Raw genomic sequence first — 13845 nt, forward strand, 5'->3', positions numbered from 1 at the left:
GTTCCAGCACGTCGCAGGCCGGCTCACACGCGGCGTCGCCGCCACGCCCAGACGCACAATCCGATTCCCACGAGGGATACGGCGGCCAGCACCCATCGCAACCGGCGCAGTGTCACGAGTCGCTGGTACTGCTCGCCCGAGAGAAACTGCGTCGTCGTCGGACCGAAGCTGGGCGTATCCCACCAGAAACTCCCCGCGCCGGTGACCACCTGGGGCCAACCGAAGACGCTCACCACGGCAACGAGGGCAAGGCACGTCGGGGGGAACACGACCCAGAACCACGGGAATCCCGACGCCCGCCCGAGTCTGTCGCGTCGGGGCAGCACTGCAATCACCACCAAGACGACGACCCCCATAGCGACGAGTGCCAACCAGCCCATGTGTCGGACGGTATTAGTTCCCGAATGGGAGATTCCCGTTTGCGGTGGGATCTGTCCGAGTGGGCTACTGTGCTGGCTTCTTCCGCCGGTTCGGCCCACCGCGTCGTCGAAGGGTCACGTCGGCCTCGACGAGCACGTTGTGGATGAATCCGTACGAGCGGCCGGTCTGTTCGGCGAGGGTGCGGATGCTCGCGCCGGCCTCGTACTGCGCTTTGAGGTCGTCGCGGAGCTTGTCACGCGATTCCCCGGTGATGCGGGCCCCCCGCGAGATTCCCGTGCTCTCCGCCATGACGACCTCCGGTCAGCTGAGCGAGCCTCGGTTTCCAGGCTAGATCACTTTCCGGCACGTGATCAACGAAACAGGCGGCTGCGCCGCCCGTGCGCCATTTGTGTAGTCCCAGCTACCAGAAGTGCGCACGGGCGCGGAGCGCCTAGGCGAGCTGGATCAGCTCGAGGTACTCCTGGGACCAGTGGTCCTCGGTGCCGTCGGGCAGCAGGATGACCCGTTCCGGGTTCAACGCCTCGGCGGCGCCCGGATCGTGGGTGACGAGGACGACGGCGCCGGTGTAGCTGCGGAGCGCGTCGAGCACCTGCTCGCGTGAGATCGGGTCGAGGTTGTTGGTCGGCTCGTCGAGCAGCAGCACGTTCGCCGCCGACGACACCAGCCCGGCCAGCGCCAGACGCGTCTTCTCACCGCCGGACAGCGTGCCCGCCGGCTGCTCGAGCTGCGGGCCGGTGAACATGAACGCACCCAGCAGCCCGCGCAGGTCCTGCTCCCCCGCGTCGGGCGCGGCATGGCGGATGTTCTCCCACACGGTCGCGTCGTCGTCGAGGGTGTCGTGCTCCTGCGCGAAGTAGCCGATCTTGAGGCCGTGCCCGGGCACCAGCTCGCCCAGGTCAGGGGTCTCGACTCCACCGAGCAGGCGCAGCAGCGTCGTCTTGCCGGCACCGTTGAGTCCGAGGATCACGACGCGGCTACCGCGGTCGATCGCGAGGTCGACGCCGGTGAAGATCTCCAGCGAGCCGTAGACCTTGGTGAGCTCCTTGGCCATCAGTGGGGTCTTGCCGCAGGGCGCGGGTTCGGGGAACCGGATGTGGGCGACCTTGTCGGCGACGCGGACGTCGTCGAGCTCGTTCATCAGCTTGTCGGCGCGCTTGGCCATGTTCTGCGCCGCGGTCGCCTTCGTCGCCTTCGCACCGAGCTTCGCGGCCTGGGCACGCAGCGCGCCGGCCTTCTTCTCCGCGTTGGCACGCTCGCGGCGGCGACGCTGCTCATCGGTGGCGCGCGCGTCGAGGTACTTCTTCCAGCCCATGTTGTAGATGTCGGCCTCGCCGCGGACCGCGTCGAGGAACCACACCTTGTTCACGACGTCGGCCAGCAGGTCCACGTCGTGGCTGATCACGATCAGGCCGCCGTCATGGTTCTGCAGGAAGCCGCGCAGCCACGTGATGGAGTCGGCGTCGAGGTGGTTGGTGGGCTCGTCGAGCAGCAGCGTCGTGTTGGACTTGCCGCCCGAGCCGTCGGACGCGGCGAACAGGATCCGGGCGAGCTCGACGCGGCGACGCTGACCACCCGAGAGGGTCCTCAGCGGCTGCTCGAGCACCCGATCGGCCAGACCCAGGCTGTTGCAGATGCGCGCGGCCTCGGACTCGGCCACGTAGCCACCGAGGGCGGAGAACCGGTCCTCGAGCGATCCGTACTTGCGCACGGCCTTGTCGCGGGCGGCGTCGTCGACGGCCTCGGCCATGATGGCCTGCTGCTTCTCCATCCTGCGCATGATCTCGTCGAGGCCACGCGCCGACAGCACCCGGTCCTTCGCGAGAACGTCGAGGTTGCCCTCCTTGGGGTCCTGCGGCAGATAGCCCAGCTCACCACTGCGGATCACGGTGCCCGCGTAGGGTTCACCCTCCCCGGCGAGGATGCGCAGCGTGGTCGTCTTGCCGGCACCGTTGCGTCCGACCAGTCCGATCCGGTCCCCGGCCTGCACTCGCAACGCCGAACCCGGTGCAGACAGCAGGGTCCGCACACCGGCACGAACTTCGAGGTCGGTGGCGGTAATCAAGCAAAACTCCTAGGTGAGAAAAGGCGGGACGGACCCGAAGCGCATGCACTGCGCTGTTCGGACGTCATCGTGCCCGCGATAGAGCACAAGAACCACCGATTTTACCGTGACGCGGGATTGTCGCCACACCGCGGTGCAGTGACTCGGCTAACGTTCGGTGCCATGACTCGTGTGAACGATCTGCAGGGACGCAACGCTCTCGTCACCGGCGCCAGCCGCGGAATCGGCAAGGCCATCGCCGCCGAACTGCTGGGGCGCGGCGCCAACGTGGTCGTCACCGCCCGCAAGCCCGAACCGCTGGACGAGGCAGCCGCGGACCTGCGCGCGCTCGGGCACGGCGGGAAGGTGATCGCGATCGCCGGCAACTCCGGGGACGCCCAGGCTCGGCACGACGCCGTCGCCCGCACGGTGAGCGAGCTCGGCTCGATCGACATCCTGATCAACAACACCGGCATCAACCCGGTGTACGGCGCGCTGATGGACGCCGATCTCGACGCCGTCCGCAAGATCTTCGACGTCAACGTCGTCGCCGCCCTCGGCTACGTCCAGGAGGCCTACCGGGCGTGGATGGGCGAGCACGGCGGCGCGGTCGTGAACCTCGCGAGCGTCGCCGGCATCCGCTCGACGGGTGTGATCGCCGCGTACGGCGCCTCGAAGGCCGCGCTCATCCGGCTCACCGAGGAACTCGCGTGGCAGCTGGGACCGAACATCCGGGTCAATGCCGTCGCCCCCGGTGTGGTGAAGACGAAGTTCGCGGCCGCTCTCGTCGCGGGCGGCGAGGATCAGGCGTCGTCGATCTACCCGATGAAGCGGCTGGGGACCCCGGAGGACGTCGCCGGTCTCGTCGGATTCCTCGTCTCCGACGACGCCGCGTGGATCACCGGCGAGACCGTCCGCGTGGACGGCGGACTGCTCGCGACGGGCGGTCTCTGATCTCTGCCTTCTCTGCCGATGTCGCGGTCGTGGGCCTCGGCCCCGCCGGCCGCGCCCTCGCGCACCGCGCCGCCGCGGCCGGGCTGTGTGTGGTGGGTGTCGACCCGGCGCCCGACCGACCGTGGACGCCCACATACGCGGCCTGGGTCGACGAACTGCCGTCGTGGCTGGACTCGTCGGTGCTGCTCTCCCGGACGTCCCGACCTCGGGTCTGGACGACACGGGAACGGACGATCGACCGCGCGTACGCCGTGCTCGACAACGCCGTCCTGCACGCGCGACTCGGATTCGATCGCATCGTGCGGGGCACGGCGGCCGAGATCGGTCCCGGCACGGTCACGCTGCGCGACGGCACCGAGATCCGGGCCGCGCGGGTAATCGACGCGCGGGGCCTGCGCCCCGATCCGGCGCTGGCCGAACAGACCGCGTTCGGGATCGTGATGTCCGAGGTCGTCGCGGCGCCCGCGACGTCCGGCACCGACTGCTGGTTCATGGACTGGCGCCGCGACAACGGCGCCGCACCGGACGATCCGGCGTCGTTCCTCTACGTCGCACCCCTCGGAGGTGACCGGGTGCTGCTCGAGGAGACGTGCCTCGTGGGACGGCCCGGGCTGCCGCTCACCGCGTTGCGGACGCGCCTCGAGACCCGCCTGCGCAACCGTGGCGTGGAACTGCACTCCGACCTCGAGGTCGAGCACGTCAGGTTCCCCGTCGAGGCGCCGCGACCTCGCGCGACTGTCGCCGCGTTCGGCGCCCGGGCGGGACTGATCCACCCGGGCACCGGATACAGCGTCGCCACCTCGCTGAACGCGGTCGACGCCGTGGTCTCCGCGCTCACCGCCGGGACGGACCCCGCAAAAGCGCTGTGGCCGTTGCCCACCCGAGCGGTTCGAACCCTGCGCGAAGTAGGCCTGCGGGCGCTGCTGCACCTCGATCCGTCGAGGAGCGCCGAGTTCTTCGACACGTTCTTCGCCCTGCCGGTGCATCGGCAGCGGGCCTATCTGTCCGGACGCGATCACCCGGCGGCCACCGCCGCGGCGATGTGGGAGATCTTCCGCACGGCCCCACCGCCGATCCGTCGGACGCTGGCCGCGGCCGGCATCCGACGGTCGTGACTCAGGACCCGAGCGAGCCCGTCGGGACCCACGACGGCAGCAGGCCGAGGGAACCCGTCGCGGGCACCGCCGACCTGGGCAGCGGCGTACCGTCGAGGTCGGCGGGCTGAGCCACCCCGAGGTTGTCGAGAACCGTGGGGGCGATGTCGGCGATCGTGTAGGTGTCGTCGGTCGCGCCCGCCTGGTAGCCGGCCCCGCGCGCGATCACGAACGCCGTTGCCTCCTCGGCGCTCTGGCCACCGTGACCGCCGTTCGGCTTGTGGCCGTGGTCGGAGGTGACGAGGATCGTCCACTTCTCGCCGGTCGCCTTGCTGCGCGCGTCGACCGCGTCGACGATCCTGCCCACCTCCGTGTCGACGCGCTCGAGCGCCGGCGCGTACTCCGATCCGGCGGTGCCCGAGGAGTGTCCGGCACCGTCCACCTGGTCGAGCTGAGTGAACACGAAATCCGGTCCGCTGGTGGCGATCTCGGTGGCGACGGCGGTGGCGGTCGCGGTGTCCGTCGCCGCGCCGCTGCCGGCGCCCGGGGTGGTGACGACGACGTCGGCCTTCGGGCTTCCGGATCCGGCGATGGTCGCGATGCCGCCCCAGGTCGAGATCGACGCGGTGCGCAGCGCCGGGTCGGCCTGCTCGATCCGGGTGAACGCGCTGGGGTACAGGTCGTAACGGGCGCCGTTGTAGGAGTTGTCGACGACGCCGTGCTTGGTGTGCCACACGCCGGTGAGGATGGTCGACCACGACGGACCGGAGATCGTGGGGTGCCCGAGAATCGACGACTGTCCGCTGGTGCCCTCGGCGATCAGCCGATGCAGGTTGGGGGTGTTCGCGTTCTTGACGTAGTCGAGCATCGTGCCGTCGAGCCCGATGACGACGGTCTTGGCGACCGACGGCGCGGGCGCGGCGTTCGCGGTGCCCGCCGAACCGACGACGCCGGCAGCGACCGTGCCGGCCGCAAGGAGGAGGGACAGGGCCTTGGGGGTTGCGATGTTGTTTGCCACAACGAACAGCCTGAAACGGACTAGACCAATTGTCGCGGCGTGCGCCGGTCTGTTCGTCCACTGTTCGTGGACCGTTCGCCGCACACGCCCCGGGGACGCCAACCGGTCGCCTCGACGTCGCCGGAATGTCTCGAGATGGTGATGATCTTCTCGGCGAACCCGTCACTGTGCCCGGATTTGGGCGATAGTGGGTTCCATGCGATCAATCTGGAAGGGTTCCATCGCGTTCGGTCTGGTCAACGTGCCGGTCAAGGTGTACTCCGCGACGGAGGACCACGACATCCGCTTCCATCAGGTCCACGCCAAGGACGGCGGCCGGATCAAGTACAACCGCGTGTGCAGCGAGTGTGGGCAGACCGTGCAGTTCGCCGACATCGACAAGGCCTACGACTCCGACGACGGCGACCGCGTCATCCTCACCGACGAGGACTTCGACAAGCTGCCGGCGGCCGAGAAGCACGAGATCCCGGTGCTGCAGTTCGTGCCCACCGACCAGATCGATCCGATCCTGTTCGAGAGGAGCTACTACCTCGAGCCGGACTCGGCCACCCCGAAGGCGTACGTGCTGCTGGCGAAGACGCTGGAGAAGGCCGATCGCACCGCTCTGGTGCACTTCACGCTCCGGCAGAAGACCCGGCTGGCCGCACTGCGGGAACGGGACGGGGTGCTGGTGATCCAGACACTGCTGTGGCCGGACGAGGTGCGCGCCGCGGCCTTTCCCGCCCTCGACGACGCCGAGGAGCCCAAGGACAAGGAGTTGAAGATGGCCGGCACCCTCGTCGAGAGCATGGCCGAAGACTTCGACCCCACCGAGTTCACCGACGACTACCAGATCCAGCTGCGCCAGCTGCTCGACGACGCGATCGCGAGCGGCGGGAAGAAGGTCATACCCGCGGCCGAACGCGCCGAGGCCGGCGAGGATGCCGAGGTCGTCGACCTGGTGGCGGCCCTGCAGCGCAGCCTCGAGGCCGCCGGGGAAGAGACGAAGCCCGCACCGGCGAAGAAGAGCACCCGCCGCAAGCGGGCGTGAAGCCGCCCGACGGGGCACCTGTACGTTCACGTATTCCGTTGCGCTCGAAAGCCATTGGCCGCTTCCCCGACAACACGAATCCTGAACTGGTGGTCAGGCAGCAGACACGGCACATACGAAATACGATCGGCCGATGACACACGAACGTAGTGAAGCGGTTGGCTGGCGGCGTCCCCGCCTATGGCTGGCAATCGGGCTGATCGTTGCCTACTTGGCGTTCTACCTGGCTGTGTCGTGGCTGATCACGTCGATCTTCGCCGGTTCGATCGACAAGGACAACGTCGTCGGCTCCGCGCCCAGCATCCTGCTGGGCATCGCCCTGCCGATCGCGATCGGCGGGATTGCGCTGTTGATCGTAACTGCCCGCCTCGGCATGCTCGGGAAGATCTTCGGACCCCAACCCATCCGGGGACGCGGCTGGATGTGGATCGGCCCGGCCCTGGTCCTGGCCGCGATCATCGCGCACCTGACCGGGACGGACTGGAGTTCCTGGACCGGCGGGCAGATTGTGGCGATGTTCGTGCTGGGTGCCTGCGTCGGCGTGACCGAGGAGCTGGCCACCCGAGGACTGGTGGTCCAGATTCTGCGCGATGCCCGCCACCGCGAGAAGTTCGTCGCGGCCGTCTCCTCGTTGGCATTCGCCCTGATGCACACGATCAACCTCATCTCCGGCATGACGCTGGCCACGGTCGGCGGGATCGTCGTCTACACCTTCGCCTTCGGCATGTGCATGTACCTCACGATGCGCGTGACCGGCACAATCTGGGCCGCGATTGTCCTTCACGCCCTCACCGACCCGACGACCATCCTCTCCTCCGGTGGGCTCGACACCGCCGTCGGCACGTCCAGTAGCAGCGGTGCAATCGCGGGGTTGGCGACGATCCTGCTCATCGTGTTCGGTCTGGTCGCGGCTTTCCTCGTAAAAGGAAAGATCCGGGAACTGCGACCCTCGCCTGCAGCCTGATTCCCCGACCAGCCGGCCGTAGCCATGCCCTGCGGGCCGCCCGGTCACTTCGCGGACTACGGCGCCGCACGTCGGTCCGCGAAATCGCCGCGCATTGTGGGCCACAGACGTTTCGCACCTGCCTCCACGCCATGCAAGCCGGACGCCTCTGCTACCTGCCGGCACTCAGCCGGCGAGTGCCCGCAGGTAGCGCCCCGTCATCCGACGCTGTACGAAACGTGCTGCGGGATCGCCCAGACGCGTGAACCAACGTCCGGGGCGCGAAAACGCGGTGATCGTGACGTGCACCGAATCGTCGGGGCTGCGTTCGACGCAGAACCGTTCCTCCCCCGACTCGGGATGCCCGGTCAGGGTGCCGTAGGCAAAGCCGCGGCGGTCCGGTTCGTCGACCACATAGATCACCCGGCACGGGATCGTGAAGCCGAACCAGCGCAGTTCCACGGTGGCGCCGGGCATTGCCACCGGGGAATCTGCCTGCACCCGCAGCCCGGCACGACGGTGTACGTCCCAGCCCATCAACGCGTCGGACGCGGCAAGGAAGGCATCCTCGCCGCGTCCGACGAACATCGATTCGCGTTGATGTCGGTAGCCGGCCGGCAGCTCTCCGGCGGTGGCACCGACCTCGCGGTAGGTCAGCGCCCGGGGATCCCGGGCCAACCTGCTAGACCGTGAACCCGAGGGCGCGCAGCTGCTCGCGGCCGTCCTCAGTGATCTTGTCCGGACCCCACGGCGGCATCCAGACCCAGTTGATCCGCAGCTCGTCGCACAGGCTGCCGTTCACCAGGGCGCGCTTGGACTGCTCCTCGATGACATCGGTCAGCGGGCAGGCCGCGGACGTCAGCGTCATGTCGAGTTGCACGACGTCGATGCCGTTCTCGTCGATCTCCTTGAAGTCGTAGACCAGACCGAGATCGACGACGTTGATACCGAGCTCGGGGTCGACGACGTCACGCATCGCCTCCTCGAGCTCGTCGAGGCGCTCCGGGGTCAGCGTCGCGCCGTACTCGGCGCCACCCTCGGCCGCGGTCGCCGAGTTCTCGGGCTGGGCCTGCTCGGCCTGGGTCTCGGTCATGATGTCTGTCCTCCGGTTCGCGCAAGGTCGTTCTCACCGTCGACTATTCGAACAACGGCATCCTTGAAAGCCATCCACCCCAACAGCGCGCACTTCACGCGTGCCGGGTACTTCGACACCCCGCTGAACGCGATGCCGTCGCCGAGCACATCCTCGTCGCCCTCGACGGTGCCGCGGCTGCTCACCATCTCGTTGAACGCGTCGACCGTGCGCAAAGCGTCGTCGAGGGGCATCCCCACGATCTGGTCGAACAGCACCGACGTCGATGCCTGGCTGATCGAGCAGCCCTGGCCGTCGTAGGAGACGTCGGCCACGACGAGCCGGCCGTCCTCACCCTCCGACAGGTGCACGCGCAGCGTGATCTCGTCGCCGCACGTCGGGTTCACGTGGTGCACCTCGGCGCCGAACGGATCGCGCAGCCCACGGCCCAGCGGATGCTTGTAGTGGTCCAGGATCACTTCCTGGTACATCTGCTCCAGACGCACGCTCAGGCTCCTCCGCCGACACCGAAGAAGTCCTGCGCCCGCCGGATACCGGCGACCAGCGCATCGACCTCGTCGAGGGTGTTGTACAGCGCGAACGACGCCCGCGCGGTTGCGGCGATGCCGAACCGCTGGTGCATCGGCCACGCGCAGTGATGTCCGACACGCACGGCCACACCGTCGTCGTCGAGCACCTGCCCCAGGTCGTGGGCGTGGATCCCGTCGACCAGGAACGCCACCGCGGACCCGCGGTCGATTCCGTCGGTGGGTCCGACGATGCGGACGCCGGGAATCCCCGCGAGGCCCTCGAGCGCCGCGGTGACGAGCCGGTGCTCGTGTACCGAGATGGCGTCCATGCCGATATCCTCGAGGTACTTCACGGCCGCCCCGAGCCCGACCACCTGCGAGGTCATCGGCACTCCGGCCTCGAACCGCTGCGGCGGGGCCGCGTAGGTGCTGCCCTCCATCGTCACGGTCTCGATCATCGAGCCGCCCGTGATGAACGGCGGCATCGACGCCAACAGCGCACGCTTGCCGTACAGCACACCGACGCCGGACGGCCCGAGCATCTTGTGTCCCGAGAACGCGGCGAAGTCGACGTCGAGCGCATGGAAGTCGACCGTGATGTGCGGCACGGACTGGCACGCGTCGAGCACCGTCAGCGCACCCACGGCCTGCGCCCGCCGAACCAGCTCGGCGACCGGCGAGATCGCGCCCGTCACGTTCGACTGGTGCGTGAACGCGACGACCTTGACCTTGTCGGTCAGCTCCAGCGAGTCCAGGTCGATACGCCCGTCGTCGGTGATGCCGTACCAGCGCAGGGTCGCGCCGGTGCGACGAGCAAGCTCCTGCCACGGAACGAGATTCGCGTGATGTTCGAGTTCGGTGACCACGATCTCGTCACCGGGCCCGACGACCCGGGAGAACCGGTCGTCGCCGAACACGTGCGCCACGAGATTGAGCGACTCGGTGGCGTTCTTGGTGAACACCAACTCGTCCGCGTCGGCGCCCACGAACGACGCGATCGCGGCCCTGGCACCCTCGTACGCGTCGGTGGCCTCCTCGGCCAACTGGTGCGCACCGCGGTGCACTGCAGCGTTGCACGTGGTGAGGAAGTGCCGCTCGGCGTCGAGCACCTGGACCGGACGCTGCGACGTGGCACCGGAGTCCAGGTACACCAAGGGCTTTCCGTCGCGCACGGTCCGTCCCAGGATCGGGAAGTCCTCCCGGATCCTGGTGACGTCCAGCGCGGGCACCGTGGTGGTCATCCGAACTACGCCTCTGCCCCGGACGCCGCAGCCTGGGTGAACCGCACGTAGCCGTTGGTCTCGAGCTCGTCGGCGAGCTCGGGGCCACCGGACTCGACGATGCGGCCGTTGACGAACACGTGCACGAACTCGGGCTCGATGTAGCGCAGGATCCGCGTGTAGTGCGTGATCAGCAGGATGCCGCCGTTCTCACGCTCCTTGTAACGGTTGACGCCCTCGGAGACCACGCGCAACGCGTCGACGTCGAGGCCCGAATCGGTCTCGTCGAGGATCGCGATCTTCGGCTTGAGCAGACCCAGCTGCAGGATCTCGTGGCGCTTCTTCTCGCCACCGGAGAAGCCCTCGTTGACACTGCGCTCGCTGAACGACGGATCGATCTCGAGCTCGTTCAGGGACTCCTTGACCTCCTTGACCCAGTGGCGCAGCTTGGGGGCCTCGCCACGGACCGCGGTGGCGGCGGTGCGCAGGAAGTTCGACATCGACACACCCGGAACCTCGACCGGGTACTGCATCGCGAGGAAGAGTCCGGCGCGGGCGCGCTCGTCGACACTCATCTCCAGGACGTTCTCACCGTTGAGGGTGATCGAACCGGAGGTCACCTCGTACTTGGGGTGGCCGGCGATCGCGTACGACAGGGTCGACTTGCCGGAGCCGTTGGGGCCCATGATGGCGTGGGTCTCTCCCGAGCGGACCGTGAGGTTCACGCCCTTGAGGATGTTGATCGGCTCGGCGTTCTCGTCCGAGCTCGCAACGTTGACGTGCAGGTCCTTGATTTCGAGAACCGAGTTTTCAGGTGCAGACATTCGATTTCCTAGAAGGGTATCGGCGACGTATCGGTGGAAGGGCGGCTGACCGGATCAGACGCCGACGGCGGCGAGTTCGGCCTCGACCGCGGCTTCGAGGCGCTCGCGCACCTCGGGGACGGCGATGCGGTTGATGATCTCGTGGAAGAAGCCACGAACGACCAGTCGCCTCGCCTGGTCCTCGGGAATGCCCCGGGCGCGCAGGTAGAACAGCTGCTCGTCGTCGAAACGTCCGGTCGCGCTGGCATGTCCGGCGCCGACGATCTCGCCGGTCTCGATCTCGAGGTTCGGCACGGAGTCGGCGCGGGCGCCGTCGGTGAGCACCAGGTTGCGGTTGAGTTCGAACGTGTCGGTGCCCTCGGCCTCGGCACGGATCAGCACGTCACCGATCCACACGGTGTGCGCGTCGGGCTTGCCGGACTCCGGATCGCCCTGCAGCGCGCCCTTGTACACGACGTTCGACTTGCAGTGCGGCTGCGAGTGGTCCACCAGCAGGCGCTGTTCGAAGTGCTGACCGGCGTCGGCGAAGTAGAGGCCGAGCAGTTCGGCGTCGCCGCCGGGGCCCGCGTACTTGACCGTCGGCGTGATGCGGACGAGGTCGCCGCCCAAACTCACCGAGGTGTGCCGTAGCACCGCGTCCCGGCCGAGCATCGCGTGGTGGGCCGCCGCGTGCACCGCGTCGTCCGCCCAGTCCTGGACCGCGACGACGGTCAGCGACGAGCCGTCGCCGAGCACGAACTCGACGTTCTCCGCGTAGGTTCCACTGCCCTTCTGATCGAGGACGACGGTCGCCTTCGCGAAGGTCTCCAGGCGGATCTGCAGGTGCCCGAACGCCACCTGGCCCTCACCGGGTCCGGTGACGACGATGTTGATCGGCTCCGCCACCTCGACCTCACGGCCGACGGTCACGACGGTCGCGGTCTCGAACGACGAGTACGCCTGCGCGGCAACACGATCGAACGGCACGCCGCCCTCACCGAGGCGCGCGTCGTCGCGACCGACGGTCTCCACGGCGACGTCGCCGCCGGTGACCTCGACCTTCGCGGAGCCCAGCGCCCCGGCCGCAGCCGTGCCGTCGTGCAGACCACGGAGGCGGCGCAGCGGCGTGAACCGCCACGCCTCGTCGCGTCCGGCCGGCACCTCGAACGCATTCACGTCGAACGAGGTGAAGACCTCACCCTTGTTGGTCGCGGGGGCGGCGTTCTCGCCGGCCACCGCACCCTGTACTCCCGTCACGGGGGTGCTCACTAGCCCACCGCCCCTTCCATCTGCAGTTCGATCAGGCGGTTGAGCTCGAGGGCGTACTCCATCGGCAGCTCCTTGGCGATGGGCTCGACGAACCCTCGCACCACCATGGCCATCGCCTCGTCCTCGGTCAGACCGCGGCTCATGAGGTAGAACAACTGGTCGTCGCTGACCTTCGACACCGTCGCCTCGTGACCCATCGTCACGTCGTCCTCGCGGACGTCGACGTAGGGGTACGTGTCGGAACGGCTGATCTGGTCGACGAGGAGGGCGTCACACTTGACGGTCGCCTTCGACCCGTGCGCACCCTTGTTGACCTGAACCAGGCCGCGGTACGAGGCGCGGCCGCCGCCGCGGGCGACGGACTTGCTGATGATGGTCGACGACGTGTGCGGCGCCAGGTGCAGCATCTTCGCACCGGTGTCCTGGTGCTGGCCCTCGCCGGCGAACGCGACGGAGAGAACCTCGCCGCGGGCGTGCTCGCCCATCATCCACACGGCCGGGTACTTCATCGTGACCTTGGAGCCGATGTTGCCGTCGATCCACTCCATCGAGCCACCCGCCTCGACCTTGGTGCGCTTGGTCACCAGGTTGTAGACGTTGTTCGACCAGTTCTGGATCGTCGTGTAGCGGCAGTGGCCGCCCTTCTTCACGATGATCTCGACGACCGCGGAATGCAGCGAGTCCGACTTGTAGATCGGGGCCGTGCAGCCCTCGACGTAGTGCACCGAGGCGCCCTCGTCGACGATGATCAGCGTCCGCTCGAACTGGCCCATGTTCTCGGTGTTGATCCGGAAGTAGGCCTGCAGCGGGATGTCGACCTTCACGCCCGGGGGGACGTAGATGAACGATCCGCCGGACCAGACGGCGGTGTTCAGCGCGGAGAACTTGTTGTCGCCGGCCGGAATGACCGAGCCGAAGTACTCCTGGAAGATCTCCGGATGCTCACGCAGACCGGTGTCGGTGTCGAGGAAGATCACGCCCTGAGCCTCGAGATCCTCGCGGATCGAGTGGTAGACCACCTCGGACTCGTACTGCGCCGCGACACCGGCGACCAGGCGCTGCTTCTCCGCCTCCGGGATGCCCAGCTTGTCGTACGTGTTCTTGATGTCCTCGGGCAGGTCTTCCCAGCTCTCGGCCTGCTTCTCGCTCGAGCGCACGAAGTACTTGATGTTGTCGAAATCGATGCCGTCGAGGTTGGAACCCCAGTGCGGCATCGGCTTCTTGTCGAAGGTCTTGAGCGCCCTGAGACGGATGTCGAGCATCCACTCGGGCTCGTTCTTCTTCCCGGAGATGTCCCGCACGACGTCCTCGGACAGGCCTCGCTGTGCACTGGCACCGGCGGCGTCGGAGTCCGACCAGCCGTAGCCGTAATTGCCCAGCGAGGCGATCGTCTCTTCCTGCGTCAGCGGCGCCTCGGGTGTCACCTGGTCTGATGTGACGGTCATGCGAGCTCCTTCCGGAGTCTTGGTACGTACCGGTGAGAGCTGGAC

At 67.9% G+C, this 13845-nt stretch carries 15 protein-coding genes; 4 read left to right on the plus strand and 11 right to left on the minus strand.

Features of this window, described 5'->3' with window-relative positions; genetic code table 11:
• Positions 1-23: 23 nt before the first annotated feature.
• The 3 genes from AC1RIF_RS05395 to AC1RIF_RS05405 form a co-directional block, all read right to left on the minus strand.
• On the minus strand, positions 24-380 hold the full coding sequence (locus AC1RIF_RS05395; RefSeq protein WP_492600356.1) for an amino acid permease: 357 nt from the start codon (positions 378-380) through the stop codon (positions 24-26).
• Between the two features lie 64 nt (positions 381-444).
• A complete protein-coding gene (locus AC1RIF_RS05400) occupies positions 445-669 on the minus strand; it encodes a helix-turn-helix domain-containing protein (RefSeq protein WP_031937473.1) in 225 nt (74 codons plus the stop codon).
• A gap of 142 nt (positions 670-811) precedes the next feature.
• On the minus strand, positions 812-2443 hold the full coding sequence (locus tag AC1RIF_RS05405) for an ABC-F family ATP-binding cassette domain-containing protein (RefSeq protein WP_492600357.1): 1632 nt from the start codon (positions 2441-2443) through the stop codon (positions 812-814).
• A 162-nt stretch (positions 2444-2605) separates the two neighbouring features.
• Between AC1RIF_RS05405 and AC1RIF_RS05410 the strand changes: the two genes are divergently transcribed.
• Together AC1RIF_RS05410 and AC1RIF_RS05415 are read left to right on the plus strand one after the other, a co-directional pair.
• Positions 2606-3376 carry an SDR family oxidoreductase gene (locus tag AC1RIF_RS05410; protein ID WP_492600358.1) on the plus strand — a complete coding sequence of 257 codons (771 nt, stop codon included), beginning with the start codon at positions 2606-2608 and terminating at the stop codon, positions 3374-3376.
• 29 nt (positions 3377-3405) lie between these two features.
• On the plus strand, positions 3406-4491 hold the full coding sequence (locus tag AC1RIF_RS05415; RefSeq protein ID WP_492600359.1) for a lycopene cyclase family protein: 1086 nt from the start codon (positions 3406-3408) through the stop codon (positions 4489-4491).
• Between the two features lies 1 nt (position 4492).
• Here the strand turns inward: AC1RIF_RS05415 and AC1RIF_RS05420 are convergent, their stop codons facing one another.
• A complete protein-coding gene (locus tag AC1RIF_RS05420) occupies positions 4493-5488 on the minus strand; it encodes an alkaline phosphatase family protein (protein WP_492600360.1) in 996 nt (331 codons plus the stop codon).
• Between the two features lie 196 nt (positions 5489-5684).
• Here AC1RIF_RS05420 and ku point away from each other — a divergent pair, with 196 nt between their 5' ends.
• Both ku and AC1RIF_RS05430 read left to right on the plus strand, forming a co-directional pair.
• Entirely contained in the window at positions 5685-6518 is an 834-nt protein-coding gene (gene ku, locus AC1RIF_RS05425) for a non-homologous end joining protein Ku (RefSeq protein ID WP_492600361.1), read from the plus strand.
• Positions 6519-6651: 133 nt separating this feature from the next.
• On the plus strand, positions 6652-7482 hold the full coding sequence (locus AC1RIF_RS05430; protein ID WP_492600362.1) for a CPBP family intramembrane glutamic endopeptidase: 831 nt from the start codon (positions 6652-6654) through the stop codon (positions 7480-7482).
• 165 nt (positions 7483-7647) lie between these two features.
• Here the strand turns inward: AC1RIF_RS05430 and AC1RIF_RS05435 are convergent, their stop codons facing one another.
• Genes AC1RIF_RS05435 through sufB form a run of 7 tightly spaced genes read right to left on the minus strand, consistent with a single transcriptional unit; the run spans position 7648 to position 13800 of the window.
• Positions 7648-8139, minus strand: a complete 492-nt coding sequence (locus AC1RIF_RS05435; RefSeq protein WP_492600363.1) for a DUF1990 domain-containing protein — start codon at positions 8137-8139, stop codon at positions 7648-7650.
• A gap of 4 nt (positions 8140-8143) precedes the next feature.
• On the minus strand, positions 8144-8554 hold the full coding sequence (locus AC1RIF_RS05440) for a metal-sulfur cluster assembly factor (RefSeq protein WP_492600364.1): 411 nt from the start codon (positions 8552-8554) through the stop codon (positions 8144-8146).
• Complete coding sequence (sufU, locus tag AC1RIF_RS05445; RefSeq protein ID WP_492600365.1) at positions 8551-9039, minus strand: Fe-S cluster assembly sulfur transfer protein SufU; 489 nt, start codon at positions 9037-9039, stop codon at positions 8551-8553. Before sufU ends, AC1RIF_RS05440 begins: the two co-directional genes overlap by 4 nt.
• 2 nt (positions 9040-9041) lie before the next feature.
• Complete coding sequence (locus tag AC1RIF_RS05450) at positions 9042-10304, minus strand: cysteine desulfurase (RefSeq protein WP_492600366.1); 1263 nt, start codon at positions 10302-10304, stop codon at positions 9042-9044.
• Between the two features lie 5 nt (positions 10305-10309).
• On the minus strand, positions 10310-11107 hold the full coding sequence (gene sufC, locus AC1RIF_RS05455) for a Fe-S cluster assembly ATPase SufC (RefSeq protein WP_492600367.1): 798 nt from the start codon (positions 11105-11107) through the stop codon (positions 10310-10312).
• 54 nt (positions 11108-11161) lie between these two features.
• Positions 11162-12355 (minus strand): Fe-S cluster assembly protein SufD, encoded by a 1194-nt coding sequence (gene sufD, locus AC1RIF_RS05460; RefSeq protein ID WP_492600368.1) that lies wholly within the window; start codon positions 12353-12355, stop codon positions 11162-11164.
• The gene (gene sufB / locus AC1RIF_RS05465; RefSeq protein WP_492600369.1) at positions 12355-13800 is read right to left on the minus strand and encodes a Fe-S cluster assembly protein SufB; all 1446 of its coding nucleotides are present in this window, start codon (positions 13798-13800) and stop codon (positions 12355-12357) included. The genes sufD and sufB overlap by 1 nt, the downstream gene beginning before the upstream one ends.
• Positions 13801-13845: the final 45 nt, after the last annotated feature.

The sequence above is a fragment of the Prescottella sp. GW823-FHT02E09 genome (assembly GCF_058797375.1).